The sequence below is a fragment of the Mesorhizobium koreense genome, assembly GCF_031656215.1.
Classification (GTDB): domain Bacteria; phylum Pseudomonadota; class Alphaproteobacteria; order Rhizobiales; family Rhizobiaceae; genus Mesorhizobium_L; species Mesorhizobium_L koreense.
The window spans coordinates 1806985-1829864 of the sequence record NZ_CP134228.1 but is presented as its reverse complement, the minus strand read 5'-3'; the positions used below and the strand labels follow the sequence as shown (position 1 = coordinate 1829864).

Sequence of the window (22880 nt, the reverse complement as noted above, 5' to 3'; positions counted from 1 at the left end):
CAAGGCCCTCGCCCGTTCAACCGACGAGCAGATCCTCGATATGGATCGGAAAGCGGCGGACGCGCACGCCTGTCGCATGCCAGACCGCATTGGTGATCGCACCCACCGTGCCGGTGATGGCGATCTCTCCCACCCCCTTGATGCCAAGCGGATTGACGTGCGCGTCATCCTCCGGGATCAGGATCGCCTCGACCGAGGGCACGTCCGCGTTGACCGGCACGTGATAGCCGGCAAGGTCGGCATTCATGATGCGACCGGTCCTTTTGTCGGTGACCGCCTCCTCGTGCAGCGCGAACGATATGCCCCAGATCATGCCGCCGTAATACTGGCTGCGCACCAGCCGGGGGTTGATGATCCGACCGGCCGCGAAGGCCCCGACCAGCCGCGACACCCGCACCTGACCGAGTTCGGGATCGACCTTCACCTCGGCGAAGACGGCGCCATGCGAGAACATCGCATAGTCCGTGGCGACGGCCGGATCGCGTGCCGTCTTGGCCGTGCCGACCACTTCGCGGCGCCCTGCACGTTTCAGGATATCGGCATAGCTTTCGCCGCGCGCTTCGTCGTCCACTCGGTAAAGCCGACCGCCCCGCGCCACCACACCGATATTGCCGGCGCCGAAGAGCGGCGATGCGTGGTCGGCGGTGGCGAGTTCCGCAAGTTTTGCGATCGCGTCCTCGCCGGCATTGTGGAGCGCCAGCCCGGCACTTGCGGTGTGGGCCGATCCACCTGCCACGCCGCCGTCCGGCAGGCTGGAGAGGCCGGAATGGATCTCGACCCGGTCGGGATCGAGACCGAGCGCTTCAGCGCCGATCTGGGCGAGCGCCGTCCATGCTCCCTGCCCCATATCCGCCCCGGCGGTCTCCACGAGCGCCGTGCCGTCGGCGCGCAAGGTGGCGCGTGCCTCGGCCGGGAAGTGCGGGCAGTGGAAGAAGGCGGTGCCCATGCCCCAGCCGACGAGGAAACCGTTCTCGTCGCGCATGCGGCGCGGTTCGAGCGGCCGGCCGGACCAGCCGAAGCGTTTGGCTCCTTCCGCATAGCATTCGCGCAGCGCCTTTGACGAAAAGGGCCGGCCGGTGCCCGGCTCCGTCTCGGCATAGTTGGCGAGACGGAATTCGAGCGGATCCATGCCGCAGGCCTCTGCGGCCTCGTCCATCGCCGCCTCGAGTACCGCCGATCCGGACGCCGCGCCCGGCGCGCGCATTGGACCGGGCGTCCCCACGTTGAGCCGCAGGCCTTCGTGTTCGACAAGGATGGCGGAAGCCGAATAGAGCGGCAACGACACATTGCCGGCCGCCTCGATGAAATCGTCGAAAACGGAAGTCTCGGCAAGCGCGTGATGATAAAGCGCGGTGAGATGCCCTTTGCTGTCCGTGCCGATGCGCAACGTCTGCCAGGTCGCCCCGCGATGTCCAACGGGTCCGAACATCTGGTTTCGCGCCAGCGCCAGCTTGACCGGACGCTTGAGCATCCGCGCGGCGAGGATCGTCAGAAGCTGCGGCCCGTTGAGTATGGCCTTCGAACCGAAGCCGCCGCCGAGAAAGGGCGAGCGGATCAGGACATTCTCGACCGGGATGCCGAAATAGGCCGCATAGGAGGCGGCGCTGAGCGCCATCGCCTGGTTGGGCATATCGATCGTCACACGATCGCCGTCCCATTCCGCCACGACCGCGTGCGGTTCCATAGCGTTGTGGTACTGCGACGGCGTGGCGTAGGCGGCTTCCGTGGTGTGGGCAGCGGCTACGAAACCGGCCTCGATATCGCCATGCACGGTTCTTGACGGCACCCCAATGCCAACCAGCTCGGGATGGAAACGTTCGCCGTTATCCAGCCCCGTTTTCGCGCTTTCGACCTCATACTGCGGGTCGAGCAGGGCCGCGCCCTCCGTCGCCGCTTCCAGAGTCTCCGCGACCACCAGCGCAATCGGCTGGTTGACATAACGTACCGTATCGTCCTGCAGCACCTCCACGCGAAAGCCGAAAGGCGGCATCTTCTCGTCGGGATCGTGGGCAAGCGGCGGCCGATTTTCCGGCGTCAGCACCTCTACCACGCCGGGATGCGCTTTTGCCGCGGCGACGTCGAGCGAGACGACCCGCCCGCGCGCGATGCGGCTGCCGGCCGCCACAGCATAGAGCATGCCTTCAGGGTGGTTGTCGGCCGCATAGGTGGCGCGGCCGGTGACTTTGAGCACGCCGTCGCGGCGCGTCAGCGGCTGGCCGGCATTGGAGCCGTGACGGACATAAAGGGGAGAGGATGCGGTCTCAGGCGACATGGTTCGCTCCGATTTTCGTGGAAAAGGGCGAGGCCGGCAGCGCTGGCATGGCTTCCGGCGTTCCCTCCGATGCAAGCGTGAGCGCGCGCGTGACGATGCGGCGCGCAAGTTCAATCTTGAAGGCGTTGTCGCCGGACGGACGCGCCTCGGCGAGCGCAAGTTCAGCCGCTTTGGCGAAGGCTTCGGCGGTGGGCTCCGCGCGTTCCAGCAAAACCTCCACCTCACGCGCCCGCCACGGCTTCGCGGCGACACCACCGAGCGCCACCCGCGCCCTCAGGATCGTGCCGCCCTCGACTTCCAGCATGGCTGCCGCCGACACCACGGCAAAGGCATAGGAGGTGCGCTCGCGCAGCTTGAGATAACGCGCGTTGCGCGAGAAAGCCGCCGCATCCGCCGGAAGCCTGAGCGCGACGATCAGTTCGCCGGGCGCCAGCGTCGTTTCCTGCTCCGGCGTGGCCCCGGGCAGTGCGTGCAGCCTGTCGATATCGATCTCGCGGGCACCGTGCGGGCCCTCCACCTCGACCACCGCATCGAGCGCCACCAGCGGCACGCAGAAATCCGAAGGGTGTGTGGCGATGCAGTGCTCGCTCCAGCCGAGCACGGCATGCAGGCGGTTTTCGCCTTCAAGCGCATCGCAGCCCGATCCAGGTACACGGCGGTTGCAGGCACTTTGAAGGTCGTGGAAATAGGCGCAGCGCGTATGCTGCATCAGATTGCCGCCGACCGTCGCCGCGTTGCGAAGCTGTGCCGAAGCGCCGGAAAGCAATGCTTCAGCGATGGAAGGGAAAGTGCGCGCGAAGCGCTCGTCATAGGCGAGGTCGGAATTGCGGACCATCGCGCCGATGCGCACGCCGCCATCCGGCAGCCACTCGATTTGGTCGAGGCCGGGCAGCCGCGTGATGTCGATGACGCGGCCGGGCCTTGCCACACCGACCTTCATCAGGTCGAGAAGATTGGTGCCAGCCCCCAGATAGGCCGATCCCGGGTCGGACGCAGCCGCGATGGCCTCAGCCACGCTGGCCGGCCGCACATAATCGAAACGGTTCATGCCGCGTCCCTCCGATTGCCTTCCGCACCGCTCTTGTCGGCAATTGCCTTCTGGGCTTCCAGAACCGCTTCGGTGATGCCCTTATAGGCGGCGCAGCGGCAGATATTGCCGCTCATCAATTCACGGACGCGCTCGGGGTCATCGCCGGCATGGCCTTCCGCGATGAGGCCGACGGCGCTCATGATCTGGCCCGGCGTGCAATAGCCGCACTGGAAACCGTCATGCGCGATGAAGGCGGCCTGCACCGGATGCAGCGTCTCGCCCTGGGCAAGGCCCTCGATGGTGGTGATCTCTGCCCCGTCGAGGCTGGCGGCAAGCGCGAGACATGAATTGATGCGCCGCCCATCGACGAGCACCGTGCAGGCGCCGCACTGGCCGCGATCGCACCCCTTCTTGGTGCCTGTCAGGAAAAGCCGTTCGCGCAAGAGGTCGAGCAAGGTCACGCGCGGATCGTCGAGCGCGATGTCAAGCGGCTGGCCATTGATGGCGAGGCTGATGGAGAATGACATAATGTACTCCATTCAGTGCTAGTGTTGTATGGATCGAAGCCGCCGGTTGGCGACGAGGGGAACGAGCGCGAGGAAGAATCAGAAACGAGCCTTCGCCGGCCCTGACGGGGATGCGTGCCTTTATGCGTTTCCCCGATACTGCTATTTATACGGAGGGTTCCTCCGTTTATCAAGAGGGAACGTGTCCGTTGTGAGAAAAATGGGAAACGTCGCCGAGAAGACAAGACGCAAACCGCGCGCGGATTCAATCCGCAACCGGGAGATCCTACTCGAGGCGGCTACGCAGGTCTTCAGCGCCGGAGGACCGCAGGCAAGCCTGGAGGCGGTCGCCCGGCAGGCGGGTGTCGGGATCGGCACGCTCTATCGGCATTTCCCGACCCGCGAGGCGTTGTTCGAGGCCGTCTACCGCCACGAGGTCGATCATCTGGTCGAACTGGCCGGAGAGCTTTCCGGCGAGGCCGACACCGTCGAGGCGCTGCGCAAATGGCTGCATGCCAATGTCCGGCTGGTGGCGACGAAAAAGGGCATGATCGGGGCGCTGCAACTGGTCGCGCACGGCTCTTCGGATTTGAAAGCCTATTCCTTCGAGCAACTCACCGGCGCGATCCGCCTGCTGCTTGATCGGGCGATCGCCGCGGACGAGGCACGTTCCGACATCCCGCCGGAAGACCTGCTGCGCACTTTGATCGGTATCTTCTATTCGCAGAGCACGGCCGACTGGCAGCCCACCGCGCTCCGCCTCGTCGACATCTTCGTCGACGGGCTGCGCAAACGCTGAGATCTGGCGATGTTGGCCGCCGTGCGCGCAATCGGCCTGTCATCGGGCAAGGCTGCCTCTACAACGACGCCATGCCCGCACATCTTATACCGGTCGCATTTGCGTCGGCGGGCTCATTGCCCTGGCATAGCTGGCCGGAGCGACGCGCCAGTACAACACCACGACGATGGCCACACTGACCAGATGCATCAGCCAGCCGGCAACAAAACCGCCGGTCAGGTCGTGCAGCACCGCAACGATCCACGGCGGCAGCGCCGTGATCAGGAAGCCGCCGCCCTGCATCAGCGCCGAGAGCGCCCCGGCCTCGGCCGGGTCCGGCAGATGATCGAGCGCAACGATCATCGATAGCGAGAAACAGCCGCCCAATCCGGCGCCGAGCACCGCCGCCCACAGGACGGGCGCCGTCAGTGGCGAGAACGCCAGCGCGGCAAAGCCAATGGCCTGCAGGGCGAGCGTCAGCCACAGCCCGGGCCGGAGATCCTTGCCTCGGACAAGCATCGGCAGAAGCAACGCCGCCAGCGCCTGGCACACCGCCATGATCGCCAGCAAGCTGCCGCTGGCGGAGGCACTCCAGCCATGCTCACGGTAGAAAGGCGCCAGCCATGCCACGACGGTCGAGTAGCCGCCATTAACGAGGCCGAAGCAGGCCATCAGCAGCCAGACCCTCGGGCGCTTCAGAAGGGCGATTGCGCTTGTTCGTTTCTGTCCGGACCCGCCGTCGCGAGGAAGGTAGAGTGCGGCCAGCAGCAATGCCAACGCCGCCGGAACAGCCATCCAGGCGAGGCCGACGTGCCAGTTCCCGGCAGCGGCCGCGATCAGCGGCGCGGCCTGCGCGCCGAGCGCGCCGCCGCCCATCAGGGTTGCCGAATAGAGCCCCATGACGACGCCGACATGGTGCGGAAACTGCCTTTTGACGATACCGGGAAACACCGCCTGGATAACCGCCACGCCCAGTCCGAGCAGAGCCGCCGTTCCTACCATCTGCCAGCCGTTCGTCGAGAACAGCCGCAGGGCAGAGCCGAGAACGAGCACGGCGAGAGAAGCAATGGTCGAGGGCCGCGCGCCGACGCGGGACTGCAAAAAGGGTCCGGCAAAGGCGAACAGACCCATCAGGAACATCGGCACCAGCGTCAGCAGCGAGATACCCTTGAGATCGAGGCCCGTCTCGGCGCCGATGTCCGCCGCCAGCGGCCCGATGCCGGTGATGAACGGCCTGAGGTTCAGCCCGACCAGGGCAACGGCAACAAGCAGCAGCAGTTTGGCGGTGCGCGAGGGCGCTTCGGAAACCATGGATCAGGCCTGCTTGCCTTGGGCCTGTTTGCTCCGGGTCTCGGTCCATTCGGCGTAGAGATCGGTCTTGCCTTCCGGCCGCACTGGCACGTAACGGATGGCCATGGATTGCTTCGCGAACGGCTTGGCGAGGTCCTCGTAGATCGCCGCCGTGGAAAGCCCGAACGGCGCACCATCGTCGTTGGAATATGCATAGAAAACCTTGGCCACGCCGGCCAGCCGCATCGCCGCCATGCACATGGGGCATGGGTGCCCGCTGGCGTACATCGCGCTTCCCTTGAGGTCCGGCGTACCGAGTTGATGGCTGGCAGCGCGGATCGCGTTCATCTCCGCATGCGAGGTCGGATCGTTGCTGGCGTGGATCTCGTTCACCGCCGTGGCGATCACCTTGCCGTCGCGCACCAGCACGGCACCGAAGGGCCGCCCGCCCCTGCCGATATTGGCACGGGCAAGTTCGATCGCTTCGCCGAGGAAACGGCTTTCGTCGGACATGGCTGGATTCCTTGTCTCTCTATTGCGCTCCGGCCGCCAGCAGCGTCGCCTCGATTTCCTTATAACCGCTTGCCCGGGCATGCTGGAGCGGTGTCATGCCTTTGCCGTCGGCCAGGTTGACGTCGGCGCCCGCCTTGACCAGCAGATCGACGATCTCCTGGTGCCGCTCACCACCGTCGCCGAGAATGATCGCCTCCAGAAGCGCCGTCCAATGCAGCTTGTTGACGTGGTCTACATCGACACCGGCCGCGATCAGCGTGCGCACGGTCTCGACATGGCCACGCTCGGAAGCAGGGATGAGGGCGGTGCCGCCGTAACGATTGACGCTCTTGAGATCGGCGCCGTGCGCCAGGATCACCTTCAGGATTTCGAGATGCCCGCGCGCGCCGGCATAGAGATACGGACTATCCTCGATCTTGTCCTTGGCGTTGACGTTGGCGCCGGCGTCGATCAACACCTTGGCGGCTTCGACCCGATTGGCATGGACGGCAACAAGAAGCGCGGTGGCTCCTGTGCCATCGCGCGCATCGATCTCGGCTCCGTCGGCCAGAAGCTTCTCGATGGCGGCGACGTCATTGTTTTCCGCTGCCGCATGCAATGGGATTCCGCTCATGACTTTTCCTGTCGCAACGAGAGGGACGACCGTCAACAGCAGAGACACGGCACCGGTAAGAACTGAACGGCGAAGCATGTTCTGTTTCCTGTAATGACGGGTCAAATGCAGCCTGCCTGGAGATGGCTGTGGTTTGATGACCACGACGTCCCAGATAGGGGCGGAGCCTAACATTTGGAAATTAAATATTCAGATCAACTATATTATGATCATGAATATCTATCGAGACCGACGCCGGTCCATGGTGGGAGACATGTTCGATCCACGCCTTCTTCGTGCCTTCACCGCAATCGTCGATGCGGGGAGCTTCTCGCTCGCGGCGGAGCACCTGCACATGACGCAATCCACCATCAGTCAGCAGCTCGCGCGGCTGGAAGAAGCCGTCGGGTTGACGTTGGTCGACCGCGCCGCCCGACCGGTCGAGCCGACGACGGCCGGCGAACGGCTTCTCGGTTACGCCCGGCGAATCCTGGCTCTGCAGCAGGAAGCGAAATCGGCACTCGGCGATCGCGCCGGCACGACGTCCGTTCGCATAGGTGTTCCCGAGGATATCGTCAGCACGGCGATGGCAAAAGTGTTCGGCGATTTCGTGCAGCGCCACCGCGAGATCCAGCTCGATGTGACTGCCGGGTTGAGCCGCGATCTGACCCGGCGCTACCGCTCCGGCGAATTCGACATCGCGATCGTCAAGGAGCCGCAGGCGAGCGCCGATTGCCGGGCGACATTCCCGGAAGCCATGGCATGGTTCGAAAGCGCCGACGCGCGGGGCGAGTGGCCCAATCCAATTCCGCTGGTCGCATTTCCTCCAGGCGGCCTTTATCGCGAGGCGATGTTCGAGCGTATCGAGCGCGAACAGCATCGCTGGTACATCGCCTTCGCGGGCAGCAGCCTTCACAACGTATTGGTAGCGGTGGAAGCCGGGCTCGGCCTGTCGCTTCTGCCCAGATCAGCGGCGCGCGGATATCGCGTTCGGCAATACGCGCCTTTCGGCACGGAGCGTCCGATGGCCGTCTCCGTTTATTCCTGGGAAAGCACCGGACCCGCCTCGGAACTGGTCGAGCGGATGGGAGCGGTCCTTGCTGCCGGACGCCCCCGACATGGTTAGGAAGGATTGATGGTTCCGAACACAGGTTGCGACGCCCATTTCAGCTATGATAATCGCCCGATCCCTCGTGAGCCAGGACATGGCGGCTTCAACAAAATCTAAAACCCGGCCAAGGCGCAGCACAACGCAAGTGCGGCTTGAAACGACCAGGCTCAATCGAAGCCCGGTCTTGGTGCCTGTCTTTGTCGTGACGGGATTATAAAAATGGCGCACCGTCTCAGGCGATAAAGCGAACTATGTCTACTCTGAGCCTTCTGGGGCGCTCTTCTCGCGAGAAACGCGGCCTGCTGCCCTTTCAGCAAGGTGCCAATCAGCTTGCCGCTCATTCACGACTTGGAGACCGAAGCGGCCTCATGGCTGTGGGCGTCCACGTAACGAGAGCAGACGTCCAATCGGTATGGCACTAAAGTCATAAACTGACCTGTTCCAGAGATTCGGCATGTCATGTCGCTTCGTCTAGCTGCGCGTAGAGTAAAATGGATGGACCTCATCCGGCGCCAACTGTCCGCCGATCAGAGAGTGTTGGAGCTTCCGGAATTCCAAACGTCACTGGAAACGTGAATGCCCTATTTTGCCCATTCCGGCACACCTGGAAACAAATGCGACTGGCAAACCCTGTCAATCCACCTGAACGAGACCGCCGAACTGGCAGCCGAGTTTGCAGCGCCTTTCGGTCTTGAACGGTTGGCTTTTATCACCGGCTTGTTCCACGACCTCGGCAAGTATGACCCTCAATTCCAGCGGCGGCTGGAAGGCGCGAATATCCGTGTCGACCATTCGACGGCCGGCGCGGCGGTCCTGCGCGATCTGGCAAAGGGTTCGGATACCTACCACCGCCTGATGACGGAGATCGCCGCCTACGCCATACTCGGTCATCACGCCGGCATGCCCGACAAGAACACCTCCGAAGCGTCCTGCTTCGTGCTGCGTGAGAAAGCTTTCGAGAACCGGCTCGACCCGGTGTGGAAACAGGAGACCCGGCCCGACCTTGCCGGCATCGTGCCTGACTGGCTGCCGAAAGCGATCCGTCCGGCAAGCCCGCATTGGCAGTTCGACGCTTCGGTCGTCGCACGTTTTCTGTTCTCGTGCCTGGTCGACGCGGATTTCAAGAACACCGAGGAATTTTACACAAAGCTGGAAAAGCGCGAGGTGGAACGCAAGTGGCCTGCCTTGCAGGATCTCTTGCCGGATTTCCGCGCCCGTTTCGACACACACATAGCCGGGTTGAAACAGGAGGGCGACCTCAACGCCCTGCGCCGCGACATCCTTGCCCATGTATGCGGCAAGGCTGCGCTGCCACCCGGCCTGTTCACGCTCACCGTGCCGACGGGCGGCGGCAAGACGCTGGCCTCGCTCGGCTTCGCGCTGAATCATGCAGCGACGCACGGTCACAGCCGGATCATCTACGCCATACCGTTCACATCGATCATCGACCAGACGGCCGACATCTTCCGGAGTGTACTCGGCCGGGAATACGTGCTCGAGCATCACTCGGCCATCGAGGAGGACGCGGAAGCGGCCCGCCGCGAGCGGCGCGGATTTCCCACCAGCCGCGACAAGCTGAAACTCGCCATGGAAGACTGGGCGGCGCCCGTCGTCGTCACCACCAACGTGCAGTTCTTCGAAAGCCTGTTTGCGGCCAAAACCTCCCGCGCACGCAAGCTGCACAACATCGCCGGCTCGATCGTCATCCTCGATGAGGCCCAGACCATCCCGCGCCCGCTTCTGAAGCCTTGCGTGAGGATGCTCGATACGCTCGCCCGCCTGTTCGGCTGCACGATCATATTATGCACGGCCACCCAGCCGGCGCTGGGCAAGCCGAATTTTCCCGACGGGCTCGACCTGGATACAGGCCGTGAACTGGCACCCGATCCCGAGGGCCTTGCCAGCCGGCTGCGCCGCACTCGCGTCGAGCGGGTCGGCGAAATGGACAATGCCGCGCTGGTGGCTTCGCTCGCCTGCGAACCGCAGGCGCTGACCATCGTCAACAGCCGCAAGCACGCGCTGGCGCTCTACAGGCAGGCGAAGGAGGCGGGGCTGGACGGTCTCGTGCACCTGACCACACGACAATGCGCGGCGCACCGGCGGGAAATCCTCGGCGGCGTGCGCGGCCGGCTGAAGGACAAACAAGCCTGCCGCGTGATCGCCACAAGCCTCATCGAAGCCGGCGTCGACGTGGACTTTCCGAAAGTCTGGCGTGCTGAAGCCGGTTGGGACCAGATCATGCAGGCCGCGGGCCGCTGTAACCGCGAGGGGCGGCTGCTAGCGGATGAAAGCGTCGTCACCGTATTTTCGGCGCCGGACTACCCGCCTCCGCCCGAAATCAGGTCGCTGATGGGCGATGCGGAGCGCGCGCTGAAGGATTTTGACGGCGACGTCCAATCGCTCGAAGCGATCCGGAAATTCTTCGGCGAGGTCTACTGGCGCGCAGGGTCAGGACTGGACCTGAAAAGCATCGTCGCAGACTTCAGGATCGGCAGTGACGGCACGGACTTCGCCTTCCGCGAAGTGGCACGGAAATTCTGCATGATCGAAAGCAACATGGAGCCCGTGATCGTGCCTTGGGACAACAAAGCCAAGCAAGCGGTGGATAAACTCAATCTGGAGAAGATTCCTTCTGGCGTCATCGCGCGAGAATTGCAGACTTATGTTGTCCAGGTTCCGCCGAAGGCGCGGGAATTGCTGATACGCTGCGGCCATGTGGCGTTCGAATCTCCGACGCTGCGCGCTGACCAATTCGCGGTGCTGCAAAAGGCAAGCCTGTACGACCCGGAGGTGGGGCTCCTCTGGGAGACGCCCGAATATCTGGCGCTGGAGGACATGTTTATGTGATCTTTTCCGTCGCGCCGCCGGCGCAATTCGGAGAGATCGCGAGGGCGGGAGAAAAGATGGCTTACGGCATCCGGTTGAAGGTCTGGGGCGACTACGCCTGTTTTACGCGGCCGGAAATGAAGGTCGAGCGCGTCTCCTATGACGTGATGACGCCGTCCGCCGCGCGCGGCATTCTCGAAGCTGTCCACTGGAAGCCGGCGATCCGCTGGGTGGTGGACGCTATCCATGTGATGAAGAAGCCGCAATTCCAGTCGGTCCGGCGCAACGAGGTCGGCTCGAAAATACCGGCAGGCAAGGTCAAGAGCGCGATGAAGCGCGGCGATCTCGAAGGGCTGCAACTGCTGGTCGACGAGGACCGCCAACAGCGCGCCTCGACCGTTCTGGTGAAACCCCGCTACGTGATCGCCGCTCATTTCGAACTGACGACAAAGGCCGACGCCGACGACAGCGAGGGCAAGCATCTCGACATCTTCAACCGGCGCGCGCGGCGCGGCCAGTGCTTCCACCAGCCTTGCCTCGGCACGCGGGAGTTCGCCGCCAGTTTTGAGCTGGTCGAGCCGGGCGATCCGACTCCGGAGCCGGCGCCGGAGGACCGCACCAGAGACCTTGGGTTTGAAGACGCCCGCAGGCTGGGCTTCATGCTGTGGGACATCGACCACCAGGCAAAAGGAAAGCCCTCGATGTTCTTCGACGCGGTGCTGCGCGACGGCGTCATGCAGGTGCCGCAGCCCGGCTCGCCGGAGATCCGCAAATGAGCATCCTCGCTTCGCTCGCCCGCGCCTATGAGCGGCTGCCGGACGCACCGCCCTTCGGCTACTCGGTGCAGAATATCGGCGTCATCGTCGGCCTCAATGAAGACGGCACGGTTGCGAGCGTCACGCCCTGGTTCGACGGCGAGGGCAAGAAGCGCAAGCCGCGCCCCATGCTGGTGCCGCAACCGGTGAAGCGCACAGCCGGCATCGCGCCGAACTTCCTGTGGGACAAGACATCCTATGTTCTGGGCGTCACCTCCGGCGAGGGTAAACGCACGGCCGACGAACACGCCGCTTTCAAGGAGCGGCACGAGAAGGAACTGGCGGGCACGGACGATCCGGGTCTGAAGGCGCTGCTTCTGTTCCTGCGGCGGTGGACGCCGGACCAATTCGACGCCTCGCAATGGAGCGACGATTTCAAGGATCAGAACGTCGTCTTCGCCCTCGAAACCGACCGCCACAATAATCTCTGGCTGCACAACCGCGATGCCGCAAAGGCGCTGTGGATGCGCGTGTCGGGCGGTGACGGCAAGAACCCGCAGATCTGCCTGGTTACCGGCAAGTCCGGCCCGGTCGCGCGAGTGCATCCGGCGATCAAGGGCGTATGGGGCGGCCAGTCGTCAGGCGGTTCCATCGTCTCCTTCAACCTCGATGCCTTCACCTCCTACGGCCACATGCAGGGCGACAACGCGCCGGTCTCGGAGGCCGCCGCCTTTGCCTACACCACCGCACTGAACACCTTCCTGTCGGACAAAAAGCACCGCCTCCAGATCGGCGACGCCTCTACCGTATTCTGGGCGGATGCCGAGGATGCGGAAGCAGCGCTTCTGGCGGAAGCTGCATTCCCCGAGTTCTTCGACCCTGCAAAAGAAGATGCGGACACGACGAAGGAGGTCAAGATCCTGCTCGAGCGCCTCCGTAAAGGCGATCAGGAACTGGACAAGGACCTGGCGCTGGAAGCGGGCGAACTCGTCAAGAAGCTGGAAAAAGGCGTGCGCTTTTATGTGCTGGGACTGGCTCCTAATGCCGCACGCATTTCCATCCGCTTTTATTACGAGAGCGATTTCGGTGAACTGGCAAGGAACTATCAGCGCTTCGTCAACGACATGCGTATTGAACCGCCGTGGCGCGAACCCTACGCGCCGCTATGGCGTTACCTTGTCGAGACGGCGGTGCTCGGCAAGCGCGAGAACGTGCCGCCCAATCTGGCCGGCGAATGGATGCGCGCGATCCTCAACGGTGCGGACTATCCGCTGACGCTGCTTTCGACGGTCTTGTCGCGCATTCGCGCCGACGGCGAGATCAACGCCCTGCGCGCCTCCATTCTGAAGGCCGTCCTGATTCGAAACTACGAAAGGAAGGTTCCAGTGGCACTCGATCCCACCATGACAGACAGCAAAGGATACCTGCTCGGGCGCCTCTTCGCCGTCTACGAGGAAATCCAGCGCGCGGCGCTGGGCGGCAACGTCAACGCCACGATCAAGGACAAATTCTACGGATCGGCCTCGGCAACGCCGCGCAAAGTCTTTGGCCTTCTCGAAAGCGGCTCGGCCAACCATCTGGCCAAAGTACGCAAGCTCAGTCCCGGGCGCGCGGTGAATCTACTGAAACTGCAAGACCAGATCATGGACCTGATGGAACCGTCGAAGGGTCCGTATCCGGCCTTCTTCTCGGCCGACGAACAGGCTTTTTTCGGCTTGGGCTACCACCATCAGCACAGCGACTTTTTCAAGTCCCGCAAGGATAACCAGACCGACGCTTCGGGGGAGACTGCACAATGACCGCCATCGCCAACCGTTACGACTTCGTCCTTTTGTTCGACGTCACCAAGGGTAACCCCAACGGCGACCCCGATGCCGGTAATTTGCCGCGCCTCGACCCTGAAACCAATCAAGGGCTGGTGTCGGACGTCAGCCTCAAGCGCAAGGTGCGTAATTATGTGGGACTGGCCAAAGGCGACACGGACGGACACCACATCTATGTCGAGGAAGGCGCCATCTTAAACGACAAGCATCGGCAGGCGTACAAGGCTCTGCGGCCGAACGACGCCAAGGTCGAAAAAGATGCCAAGCTCAATCCGAAGGACGACGCCGAGGCGAAGGAAATCCGCGACTTCATGTGCCGCAACTTCTTCGACGTACGCACCTTCGGTGCCGTCATGTCCACCGGCATCAACGCCGGGCAGGTGCGCGGCCCGGTGCAGATGACCTTCGCCGGTTCCGTCGAGCCGATCCTGCCGCAGGAAATCTCCATCACCCGCATGGCGGCCACCAACGAAGCCGAGAAGAAAAAACAGGCTGAAGGCAGCGAGGAAGGCAACGAGCGCGTCGACAACCGCACCATGGGCCGCAAGTACATCGTGCCGTACGCGCTCTATCGCGCACACGGTTTCATTTCCGCCAAGCTGGCCGAGCGGACCGGCTTTTCAGACGCCGATCTCGACCTTCTGTTCGAGGCACTGTGCACCATGTTCGAGCACGACCATTCCGCGGCGCGCGGAGAGATGGCCACGCGCAAGCTGATCGTCTTCAAGCACGGCAACGCCATGGGCAACGCCCCGGCCCACGCCCTGTTCGAGCGGGTGGATATCGGCCGCAATATCGACAGTGAGTTCAAGGCTATCGACCGGAACATCGACAACTATCCGCCGGCCCGCGCCTTCTCCGACTACACCGTCACCATCGACCGCGACAACCTGCCCGAAGGGGTGGAGATCATCGAGAAGTGCTGACGCCATGACCGCTGCGGATGCAGGAGCGCTGGATAGCGACCCCTTCCCGCTCTCCGCGCTCCAGCACGCGGTCTATTGCCTGCGGCAGGCCACGCTGATCCACATCGAGCGCGCCTGGGCCGACAATCGCTTCACGGCGGAAGGGCATGTGCTGCACGCCGTCGCCGACAAGGGCGGCTCGCGCAAGGCGCGCGGCGTGCGCCGTGTCATGGCTCTGCCACTCGCCTGCAAGCGGTTGGGTTTTGCCGGCACCGCCGACTTGGTGGAATTCCACCCGCAGCCAGATGGCACGGAGACGCCCTATCCGGTGGAATACAAGCGCGGCAAGCCGAAATTACACCGCGCCGACGAGGTGCAGCTTTGCGCACAGGCGCTCGCCCTGGAGGAGATGACCGGTACGCCGGCGCCGCAAGGCGCTATCTTCTATGCTGAAACCAAGCGGCGCGTCGTCGTGCCGTTCGATGCCGAACTGCGCCGGTTGACCGAGGAAACGGCCACGGCCTTCGCCGACGTCTTTTCCTCCGGCGTCACGCCACCACCGACGACGCGGCGTGAGCGCTGCCGCGCCTGTTCGCTCAAGGACATCTGCCGTCCCGATGCCGCCGCCAGGCCGGCAAAGGCATGGCGAGCCCGTATGGTCGCGCGCCTGTCGGCGGAGGAACCGGCGCCGTGAAGAAACTTCTCAACACCGTCTATGTCACGACCGAAGGGGCCGCGCTACGCAAGGACAGCGAGAATCTGGTCGCGGAGGTGGAGGGCGAAGAGAAGGCGCGTGTGCCGCTGCACATGTTGGCCTCGATCGTCGTCTTCGGACCCATCTTCCTGTCTCCCGCTCTTGTCGCCGCCTGCGCCGAGGCCGGGATCTGCATTACCCTTCTGGGCCGCAACGGCCGGTTTCAGGCGCGGATCGAAGGGCCGGTGTCAGGCAATGTGCTGTTGCGGCGGGCGCAGTACCGAGCCTCCGACAGGCCAGAAGACATCGTGCGCTCTCTCGTGGTGGGCAAGGTTTCCAACCAGCGCGCGGTGCTGATGCGGGCGCTGCGCGACTATGGCGGCGAGATGGAGGGGGCCGTCCGCGACGCCATCGCAGTCGTCGTCGAGCGGCTGGCTCACATCATGCGGCGTGTCGAACTGGCCGGCGAGGACGTCGACCGCCTGCGCGGTTCGGAAGGCGAGGCGGCCAATCTCTATTTTTCGGTGTTCGATCATCTCGTTCGCTCTCCCGATGCCGAGATGCGCTGGACGGGGCGCTCCCGCCGGCCACCGCTCGATCCGCTCAACGCCTTGCTTTCATTCCTCTATACGCTGCTCACGCACGATTGCCGCAGCGCCTGCGAAAGCGTTGGATTGGATCCCTCGGTCGGCTTCCTGCACCGTGACCGGCCGGGCCGGCCGAGCCTTGCGCTCGATCTGATGGAGGAACTACGGCCGGTGCTCGTCGATCGACTGGCGCTGTCACTGGTCAACCGCCGGCAATTGCGCACCGGTGATTTCGACAGAAGCGACAGCGGCGCGGTGCTTTTGACCGACGAGGCGCGCCGCACGGTGCTGACCGCCTGGCAGGAGCGCAAAAAGGAGGAGCGGCGACATGCCTTCCTGGAGGAAAAAGCGCCATTGGGTCTGGTGCCGTTCCTGCAGGCGCAGATGCTGGCGCGCCATTTGCGTGGTGATCTGGACGCCTATCCGCCATGGTTCTGGAAATAGCCATGCTGGTACTCGTGACCTATGACGTTGCCACATCCACAAGCGGAGGCGCCGCCCGGTTGCGTGCCGTCGCCAAGGCATGCCGTGACTTTGGCCAGCGTGTGCAGTACTCGGTGTTCGAGATCGAAGTCGACCCCGCCCAATGGACAAGGCTGAAAGCGCGCCTGGAAGGCATAATCGATCCGGCGACCGACAGCTTGCGCTACTATCACCTCGGCGCGAACTGGCAGCGGAAAGTGGAGCATGTTGGCGCGAAGCCCGCTGCAGACCTGGGTGGCACGTTGATCGTGTAGCACAGCCCCGCGCCATGGTGCCGCCTGGTCGGCGCGAACCCCAAGCGTGTCGGTATTTTCAGATGGGTTCGCACTACGGCCAGTTCTTTGAAATCGTGAAGAAATTTTCTTGGCCTTGTGTACACGACGCATTGTGGGGCGCTTATTTCAGCGTGCTCGCGATAACTTGGCTATTTCCTCAAAGTAACCAGTAGGTTAGATGGAAGGCGTCGCCCGTTCCCACGCGGGCGTGGATCGAAACAGCGTAGCCCTTGGCTTTGACGCTGCGGACCTTTCGTCGCCCGTTCCCACGCGGGCGTGGATCGAAACTTCATGTACCAACGGTTGGCGGTCGGAGTGACCTTGGTCGCCCGTTCCCACGCGGGCGTGGATCGAAACCGGTAATTGTGCGAGGCGAAGATCCCCGACATGGGTCGCCCGTTCCCACGCGGGCGTGGATCGAAACGCGTCATGGACGTGCAGCCATACGACTGCTCCGAGTCGCCCGTTCCCACGCGGGCGTGGATCGAAACATGCCATGCACAAGAATGTCGCCGGCATGTTCGGGAGTCGCCCGTTCCCACGCGGGCGTGGATCGAAACTTGATATTCTTGTTGGCCCCGCTGCCGCCATCGGCGGTCGCCCGTTCCCACGCGGGCGTGGATCGAAACTATCTTCGATAGCCGACCAATCAACCAGACCCGCAAGTCGCCCGTTCCCACGCGGGCGTGGATCGAAACTGGCGAATGGCATTGTCCACATTGCCGCCTGATCGTCGCCCGTTCCCACGCGGGCGTGGATCGAAACAAATCAGCATCCGCAAGCTCCTGCTCCGATACTGGGTCGCCCGTTCCCACGCGGGCGTGGATCGAAACTCATAGGCATCGGCGGCCTTCGATATTTCGGGAGTCGCCCGTTCCCACGCGGGCGTGGATCGAAACCTTTAAGTAATTCTTCGTCAAGGACTCTATCAGTCGTCGCCCGTTCCCACGCGGGCGTGGATCGAAACGCGGCGGGACTGCGCCTGCTCGACGCCGACGCCGACGTCGCCCGTTCCCACGCGGGCGTGGATCGAAACTCGCCGATCGGAACGCCTTCGCCGGCCGCCAGCAGGTCGCCCGTTCCCACGCGGGCGTGGATCGAAACCCGTAGGTTCGTGTCCGTCGAACCCACGAGCTAAGGTCGCCCGTTCCCACGCGGGCGTGGATCGAAACACGCGTGGACGGCGTCGAAAGAGCGTCAGAGCTAGGTCGCCCGTTCCCACGCGGGCGTGGATCGAAACATCCTCCCGCTTTATGCTTCAGCGGACGCTAGCATGTCGCCCGTTCCCACGCGGGCGTGGATCGAAACATCGAGAAATCGCGCCGCATCGGCGAGACCTGGGCGTCGCCCGTTCCCACGCGGGCGTGGATCGAAACACGCCCGCAGGGCGTCGTTGACGTCCTTGCCCCAGTCGCCCGTTCCCACGCGGGCGTGGATCGAAACATGGCCGAGGCGCGCAAGCGCGGCCTTTCCGAAATGTCGCCCGTTCCCACGCGGGCGTGGATCGAAACGACACGACAGAGCACGACCCGAAAGCCGCCACGAAGTCGCCCGTTCCCACGCGGGCGTGGATCGAAACACGCCATGCTGACCGAGATCGCCACCCTCTTCAATGTCGCCCGTTCCCACGCGGGCGTGGATCGAAACGAGCGGCCGGCGAGGATCTTCTGGACCTCTTCATTGTCGCCCGTTCCCACGCGGGCGTGGATCGAAACATTCCGGTCAGCGCGGCCCGCGCCGCGGCGTAGGTCGCCCGTTCCCACGCGGGCGTGGATCGAAACTTTTCCTTGGCAAAACGCACCACGCCATGGTCTTGTCGCCCGTTCCCACGCGGGCGTGGATCGAAACATTGTCCATCACCCGCCCGCCAATTCCTTGCGCCGTCGCCCGTTCCCACGCGGGCGTGGATCGAAACTTCAGCCCGTAGCGATCCTCGCTCCAGTCGACCGGTCGCCCGTTCCCACGCGGGCGTGGATCGAAACTCGGCCGAAAGCTTGTCGTGGCCCGGGCCGATCGGGTCGCCCGTTCCCACGCGGGCGTGGATCGAAACCGTTTGGGCACTCTGCGGTCAGGCGATCTGGCAGTGTCGCCCGTTCCCACGCGGGCGTGGATCGAAACTTTTGGCAGGTCGTTATTCGCGACAAACGAACGGGTCGCCCGTTCCCACGCGGGCGTGGATCGAAACATCTGATCCACTTCGTGGCCGCCACCTCCTCCCGTCGCCCGTTCCCACGCGGGCGTGGATCGAAACGGCCGCTTTTGGACAACACCTATTCCAACGGCACGTCGCCCGTTCCCACGCGGGCGTGGATCGAAACTCACCGGTCGGGCGCTGTTCCGTTCGCGTGTAGCGTCGCCCGTTCCCACGCGGGCGTGGATCGAAACTCCGCCGATACGGACGAGAAGGTGACCGGCCGCGCGTCGCCCGTTCCCACGCGGGCGTGGATCGAAACATCCTTGGCGCTATCGATTACGGGGCCAAGCACGGGTCGCCCGTTCCCACGCGGGCGTGGATCGAAACCCTCGATGGCCTGGCGTAGTAACCTAATCCCAATCGTCGCCCGTTCCCACGCGGGCGTGGATCGAAACCCGACCTTCTGCTCGTCGAGCTCGCGAACGAATAGTCGCCCGTTCCCACGCGGGCGTGGATCGAAACCGGATTTCGAGCTGACCTCGGCCGACGTCGACGCCGGTCGCCCGTTCCCACGCGGGCGTGGATCGAAACCTTAGGGGGATGACGGTGGGTCAGTTCAAGCAGTGTCGCCCGTTCCCACGCGGGCGTGGATCGAAACACAAACTCCATGAGCGTGCATCGTTCCGAGGGAACGTCGCCCGTTCCCACGCGGGCGTGGATCGAAACTCGGCAGCTCAGGCGTCCAACTCCTCGATACAGAGTCGCCCGTTCCCACGCGGGCGTGGATCGAAACTCTCGGGAAAACTCTCCGGTGAACAGCCCCGGAGGGTCGCCCGTTCCCACGCGGGCGTGGATCGAAACTTCTCGAAACCGGCATCGTCAACGGCGTCGTATCGTCGCCCGTTCCCACGCGGGCGTGGATCGAAACAAGCTGACGCATTCGGATGACGACAGCACCTATTGTCGCCCGTTCCCACGCGGGCGTGGATCGAAACCTCAGCGTAGACGAGGTCGAGGGCGTGGGGCGCCAGGTCGCCCGTTCCCACGCGGGCGTGGATCGAAACGGCGCCTTCCCGGTCGTTGCCATCGGCGCGACCGCGTCGCCCGTTCCCACGCGGGCGTGGATCGAAACACTTCGGGCTCTATCAAATCACCGAGGTCATCGAGTCGCCCGTTCCCACGCGGGCGTGGATCGAAACACCGCCGGCCAACCGAACTGCACCTGCCGGCGCATGTCGCCCGTTCCCACGCGGGCGTGGATCGAAACAAGTTTCAAGTGTAATTTTCTCCGGGGCGGGGGGGTCGCCCGTTCCCACGCGGGCGTGGATCGAAACTTTTGAGCCGCGGCACAGGTCGACGAGTTGCCCGGTCGCCCGTTCCCACGCGGGCGTGGATCGAAACCCTTCGATGGCTTGAGCATAGAGATCGGTGAGCAGTCGCCCGTTCCCACGCGGGCGTGGATCGAAACAAGAGCTTCCTCATGCCGGCGGTTGCGCCAGACGTCGCCCGTTCCCACGCGGGCGTGGATCGAAACCCGGCCTAGACGAGAACACGGTTGTGCCGCTCGGGGTCGCCCGTTCCCACGCGGGCGTGGATCGAAACTGCTAGACCTCGGTCCGCCGGCCCCGGCAAGATCGTCGCCCGTTCCCACGCGGGCGTGGATCGAAACAATCCGTTCCAGGCGCTGAACGCCACCATGCCGAGGTCGCCCGTTCCCACGCGGGCGTGGATCGAAACTTCGACAGGAACAGGGCGCGCCCATGTGGCGCAGAGTCGCCCGTTCCCACGCGGGCGTGGATCGAAACACCAATCACATGCTCGCCATGCTTTCGTCCGCGTGTCGCCCGTTCCCACGCGGGCGTGGATCGAAACTTCGCGAAGGCGATGTGCCGAGAATAAGGCCGATGTCGCCCGTTCCCACGCGGGCGTGGATCGAAACCTTCCGTGCGTCATATCATTGCGCAGTCGAACCGGTCGCCCGTTCCCACGCGGGCGTGGATCGAAACCCTGATCGGTCGTGACCGTCTTGCGTAGCGGCCCTGTCGCCCGTTCCCACGCGGGCGTGGATCGAAACATGCGGTTTTTGGCTACGGCCTCGGCGTCGATCACGTCGCCCGTTCCCACGCGGGCGTGGATCGAAACAAGCGCTCAAGAATATCGTCAGGAATGCGCTGCGTCGCCCGTTCCCACGCGGGCGTGGATCGAAACAGATTGCCATTCGATCATTTTCCCCCGGCCTCCGTCGCCCGTTCCCACGCGGGCGTGGATCGAAACCCTGATCGGTCGTGACCGTCTTGCGTAGCGGCCCTGTCGCCCGTTCCCACGCGGGCGTGGATCGAAACTGCGCCTGTTCGATGATCTCGCTCTGGCGATGCGGTCGCCCGTTCCCACGCGGGCGTGGATCGAAACAATCAGTCGCTCTCACCGCCTATGCCGCTGTTATCGTCGCCCGTTCCCACGCGGGCGTGGATCGAAACTCCCGGTATGTAACGACAGTCCGGAAATCGAGTGCGTCGCCCGTTCCCACGCGGGCGTGGATCGAAACCTGCAATAATGATCCTTGCCAAACAGGCGGAAAGGTCGCCCGTTCCCACGCGGGCGTGGATCGAAACCTTGATCGTGAAGAGCGGGAGGCAGCCTAACCATGTCGCCCGTTCCCACGCGGGCGTGGATCGAAACTCGCCCTCTCCGCGCAGGAGGGCCGGTCATGAGCGTCGCCCGTTCCCACGCGGGCGTGGATCGAAACCCGTCGATCTCTCGAGCAAAGGCAATGGCATATGCGCATCGTGCGCCAGCGTGGAAAAAGAGGACTCGGAGCATGAGGCCAGTTGATCTTCTGATTATCGGAGCCGGACCAGCCGGTATGGCAGCCGCGGTCACCGCACGGCGAGCAGAGCTCGATGTCCTCGTGATCGACGAGCAGCCAGAGCCCGGCGGCCAGATTTGGCGTGGCATCGAGACCGTTGCGGCGACGGAACGTGGCAAACTGCTTGGCCCGACCTACCTTGGAGGGCTCTCGGCCGCCGAGGCCTTCCGTGCAAGTGGTGCAGCCTACGAACCAGGCTCGCAGCTTTGGCAGATCGAACCCGGCTTTCGCGCCTTCGTGACCAAGTCGGGCAAGGCACGGATCATCGAAGCACGTACCATTCTGCTTGCCACCGGTGCGCAAGAAAGGCCTGCGCCATTTAGAGGATGGACTCTCCCAGGCATCCTCACGGTCGGCGCCGGCCAAATCCTTCTCAAGAACGCAGGCCAAGTGCCGACAAAGCCTGTTTGGCTCGCAGGCAGCGGACCGCTGATGCTGCTTTACATGACTCAACTTTTGAAGGCGGGGGGCAAGATCGGTGGGTATCTCGATACGATGCCAACGGGGCGGATGGCCTCAGCCTTACGACATCTCCCAGGCGCACTGAGAAACATGGGGGACCTTTTCAAAGGGATCGGGTGGTCACTGGCTCTTCGGATGTCCGGCGTTCGACGCATCCGCCATGTTACGGATATCGAGGCTTTGGGAACGGATCGACTTGAGACGATACGTTACCGGACAGCCTCGGGTGCAGAAGAGGCGGTGCAAGCGGACACCCTTCTCGTGCATGAAGGTGTGATCCCTGGCATTCACGTTGCGCTGGCGCTCGGCTGCGCAGTGACTTGGCGTGACGATCAGGATTGCTACGTTCCCACCCTCAATGCGTGGGGGGAGAGTTCTCAACCGAAGATTTTCATCGCAGGAGACGGCGCTGGTATCGCTGGCGCAAATGCTGCCGCACTGCGTGGTGAGATCGCCGCTTTAGGCGTTGCAGTGAGACTCGGCAGGATCACATCAGAAGGCGCGGCCGAAGCTGCGAGGCCCGCTCGAGCGAAGCTTGATCGCGAACTGGCGCTCCGCCCGTTTCTCGATGCGTTGTTCCGACCGCGTAGGGCAATCTTTGTCCCGGACGACGAAGTCGTTGTCTGCCGCTGCGAGGAAATCGCCGCCCGCGAGATACGTACGATGGCGGGGCTCGGGCGTCCCGGCCCCAATCAGGTGAAAGCCTTCACCCGGGCAGGGATGGGGCCCTGTCAGGGGCGCCAATGTGGCTATACCGTTAGTCACATCATCTCGGCTGCACAGCACCGACCGATGGAGGACGTTGGCTTCTACCACATCCGGCCTCCTCTGAAGCCAGTAACCCTCGGAGAACTCGCCTATCTTTCCGACGAGGCACCAAGGCCGTGACTACCGACACCGTCGATTTGGCCGGGTTTGAGGAAGATTGGAAGGCTGCAAGAGCGCGACGATGCTTCCGATCAGATCAATGCACTCAAA

Annotated in this window: 16 protein-coding genes and 1 CRISPR repeat array; of the genes, 10 read left to right on the top strand and 6 right to left on the bottom strand. The window is 63.8% G+C overall.

The window, feature by feature from the left end:
- Positions 1-16: 16 nt before the first annotated feature.
- Genes RBH77_RS08740 through RBH77_RS08730 form a run of 3 tightly spaced genes read right to left on the bottom strand, consistent with a single transcriptional unit; the run spans position 17 to position 3829 of the window.
- Positions 17-2272, bottom strand: coding sequence for a xanthine dehydrogenase family protein molybdopterin-binding subunit (locus RBH77_RS08740; RefSeq protein WP_311031731.1), 2256 nt, complete (start codon positions 2270-2272; stop codon positions 17-19).
- Positions 2262-3320 (bottom strand): FAD binding domain-containing protein, encoded by a 1059-nt coding sequence (locus tag RBH77_RS08735; RefSeq protein WP_311031730.1) that lies wholly within the window; start codon positions 3318-3320, stop codon positions 2262-2264. Before RBH77_RS08735 ends, RBH77_RS08740 begins: the two co-directional genes overlap by 11 nt.
- The gene (locus tag RBH77_RS08730) at positions 3317-3829 is read right to left on the bottom strand and encodes a (2Fe-2S)-binding protein (RefSeq protein WP_311031729.1); all 513 of its coding nucleotides are present in this window, start codon (positions 3827-3829) and stop codon (positions 3317-3319) included. Before RBH77_RS08730 ends, RBH77_RS08735 begins: the two co-directional genes overlap by 4 nt.
- Before the next feature lie 199 nt (positions 3830-4028).
- On the opposite strand from RBH77_RS08730, the gene RBH77_RS08725 reads away from it, so the two are divergent.
- Entirely contained in the window at positions 4029-4607 is a 579-nt protein-coding gene (locus RBH77_RS08725) for a TetR/AcrR family transcriptional regulator (protein WP_311031728.1), read from the top strand.
- Between the two features lie 84 nt (positions 4608-4691).
- Here the strand turns inward: RBH77_RS08725 and RBH77_RS08720 are convergent, their stop codons facing one another.
- The 3 genes from RBH77_RS08720 to RBH77_RS08710 are packed head-to-tail and all read right to left on the bottom strand — an operon-like array spanning position 4692 to position 7002.
- The gene (locus RBH77_RS08720) at positions 4692-5897 is read right to left on the bottom strand and encodes a cyanate transporter (protein WP_311031727.1); all 1206 of its coding nucleotides are present in this window, start codon (positions 5895-5897) and stop codon (positions 4692-4694) included.
- A gap of 3 nt (positions 5898-5900) precedes the next feature.
- A complete protein-coding gene (locus RBH77_RS08715) occupies positions 5901-6389 on the bottom strand; it encodes a nucleoside deaminase (protein ID WP_311031726.1) in 489 nt (162 codons plus the stop codon).
- A gap of 19 nt (positions 6390-6408) precedes the next feature.
- On the bottom strand, positions 6409-7002 hold the full coding sequence (locus RBH77_RS08710) for an ankyrin repeat domain-containing protein (RefSeq protein WP_311031725.1): 594 nt from the start codon (positions 7000-7002) through the stop codon (positions 6409-6411).
- 253 nt (positions 7003-7255) lie between these two features.
- Between RBH77_RS08710 and RBH77_RS08705 the strand changes: the two genes are divergently transcribed.
- The 9 genes from RBH77_RS08705 (at position 7256) to RBH77_RS08665 (ending at position 22790) form a co-directional block, all read left to right on the top strand.
- Entirely contained in the window at positions 7256-8107 is an 852-nt protein-coding gene (locus tag RBH77_RS08705) for a LysR family transcriptional regulator (protein ID WP_311031724.1), read from the top strand.
- Between the two features lie 561 nt (positions 8108-8668).
- Positions 8669-10939 (top strand): CRISPR-associated endonuclease Cas3'', encoded by a 2271-nt coding sequence (locus RBH77_RS08700; RefSeq protein ID WP_311031723.1) that lies wholly within the window; start codon positions 8669-8671, stop codon positions 10937-10939.
- Positions 10940-10995: 56 nt separating this feature from the next.
- Positions 10996-11694 (top strand): type I-C CRISPR-associated protein Cas5c, encoded by a 699-nt coding sequence (cas5c, locus tag RBH77_RS08695; RefSeq protein ID WP_311031722.1) that lies wholly within the window; start codon positions 10996-10998, stop codon positions 11692-11694.
- The gene (gene cas8c / locus RBH77_RS08690; RefSeq protein ID WP_311031721.1) at positions 11691-13472 is read left to right on the top strand and encodes a type I-C CRISPR-associated protein Cas8c/Csd1; all 1782 of its coding nucleotides are present in this window, start codon (positions 11691-11693) and stop codon (positions 13470-13472) included. The genes cas5c and cas8c overlap by 4 nt, the downstream gene beginning before the upstream one ends.
- The gene (gene cas7c, locus RBH77_RS08685; RefSeq protein WP_311031720.1) at positions 13469-14422 is read left to right on the top strand and encodes a type I-C CRISPR-associated protein Cas7/Csd2; all 954 of its coding nucleotides are present in this window, start codon (positions 13469-13471) and stop codon (positions 14420-14422) included. Before cas8c ends, cas7c begins: the two co-directional genes overlap by 4 nt.
- 4 nt (positions 14423-14426) lie before the next feature.
- Positions 14427-15095: a CRISPR-associated protein Cas4 gene (cas4, locus tag RBH77_RS08680; RefSeq protein WP_311031719.1), complete on the top strand. Its 669-nt coding sequence runs from the start codon at positions 14427-14429 to the stop codon at positions 15093-15095.
- Complete coding sequence (gene cas1c / locus RBH77_RS08675; RefSeq protein WP_311031718.1) at positions 15092-16126, top strand: type I-C CRISPR-associated endonuclease Cas1c; 1035 nt, start codon at positions 15092-15094, stop codon at positions 16124-16126. The genes cas4 and cas1c overlap by 4 nt, the downstream gene beginning before the upstream one ends.
- Positions 16127-16128: 2 nt before the next feature.
- Entirely contained in the window at positions 16129-16419 is a 291-nt protein-coding gene (cas2, locus tag RBH77_RS08670) for a CRISPR-associated endonuclease Cas2 (RefSeq protein ID WP_311031717.1), read from the top strand.
- Between the two features lie 208 nt (positions 16420-16627).
- Positions 16628-21320: a CRISPR direct-repeat array (repeat unit 33 nt; unit sequence GTCGCCCGTTCCCACGCGGGCGTGGATCGAAAC).
- Between the two features lie 72 nt (positions 21321-21392).
- Positions 21393-22790 carry an FAD/NAD(P)-dependent oxidoreductase gene (locus tag RBH77_RS08665; RefSeq protein ID WP_311031716.1) on the top strand — a complete coding sequence of 466 codons (1398 nt, stop codon included), beginning with the start codon at positions 21393-21395 and terminating at the stop codon, positions 22788-22790.
- Positions 22791-22880: the final 90 nt, after the last annotated feature.

Excerpts from the sequence above, each read along its gene's own strand:
- RBH77_RS08730 (WP_311031729.1), bottom strand. The coding sequence starts at position 3,829 with ATGTCATTCTCCATCAGCCTCGCCATCAATGGCCAGCCGCTTGACATC.
- RBH77_RS08720 (WP_311031727.1), bottom strand. The coding sequence starts at position 5,897 with ATGGTTTCCGAAGCGCCCTCGCGCACCGCCAAACTGCTGCTGCTTGTT.
- RBH77_RS08725 (WP_311031728.1), top strand. The coding sequence starts at position 4,029 with ATGGGAAACGTCGCCGAGAAGACAAGACGCAAACCGCGCGCGGATTCA.
- cas2 (WP_311031717.1), top strand. The coding sequence starts at position 16,129 with ATGCTGGTACTCGTGACCTATGACGTTGCCACATCCACAAGCGGAGGC.
- RBH77_RS08705 (WP_311031724.1), top strand. The coding sequence starts at position 7,256 with ATGTTCGATCCACGCCTTCTTCGTGCCTTCACCGCAATCGTCGATGCG.
- RBH77_RS08740 (WP_311031731.1), bottom strand. The coding sequence starts at position 2,272 with ATGTCGCCTGAGACCGCATCCTCTCCCCTTTATGTCCGTCACGGCTCC.
- cas7c (WP_311031720.1), top strand. The coding sequence starts at position 13,469 with ATGACCGCCATCGCCAACCGTTACGACTTCGTCCTTTTGTTCGACGTC.
- cas8c (WP_311031721.1), top strand. The coding sequence starts at position 11,691 with ATGAGCATCCTCGCTTCGCTCGCCCGCGCCTATGAGCGGCTGCCGGAC.
- RBH77_RS08665 (WP_311031716.1), top strand. The coding sequence starts at position 21,393 with ATGAGGCCAGTTGATCTTCTGATTATCGGAGCCGGACCAGCCGGTATG.
- cas5c (WP_311031722.1), top strand. The coding sequence starts at position 10,996 with ATGGCTTACGGCATCCGGTTGAAGGTCTGGGGCGACTACGCCTGTTTT.
- RBH77_RS08710 (WP_311031725.1), bottom strand. The coding sequence starts at position 7,002 with ATGAGCGGAATCCCATTGCATGCGGCAGCGGAAAACAATGACGTCGCC.
- RBH77_RS08715 (WP_311031726.1), bottom strand. The coding sequence starts at position 6,389 with ATGTCCGACGAAAGCCGTTTCCTCGGCGAAGCGATCGAACTTGCCCGT.
- RBH77_RS08735 (WP_311031730.1), bottom strand. The coding sequence starts at position 3,320 with ATGAACCGTTTCGATTATGTGCGGCCGGCCAGCGTGGCTGAGGCCATC.
- cas4 (WP_311031719.1), top strand. The coding sequence starts at position 14,427 with ATGACCGCTGCGGATGCAGGAGCGCTGGATAGCGACCCCTTCCCGCTC.
- RBH77_RS08700 (WP_311031723.1), top strand. The coding sequence starts at position 8,669 with ATGCCCTATTTTGCCCATTCCGGCACACCTGGAAACAAATGCGACTGG.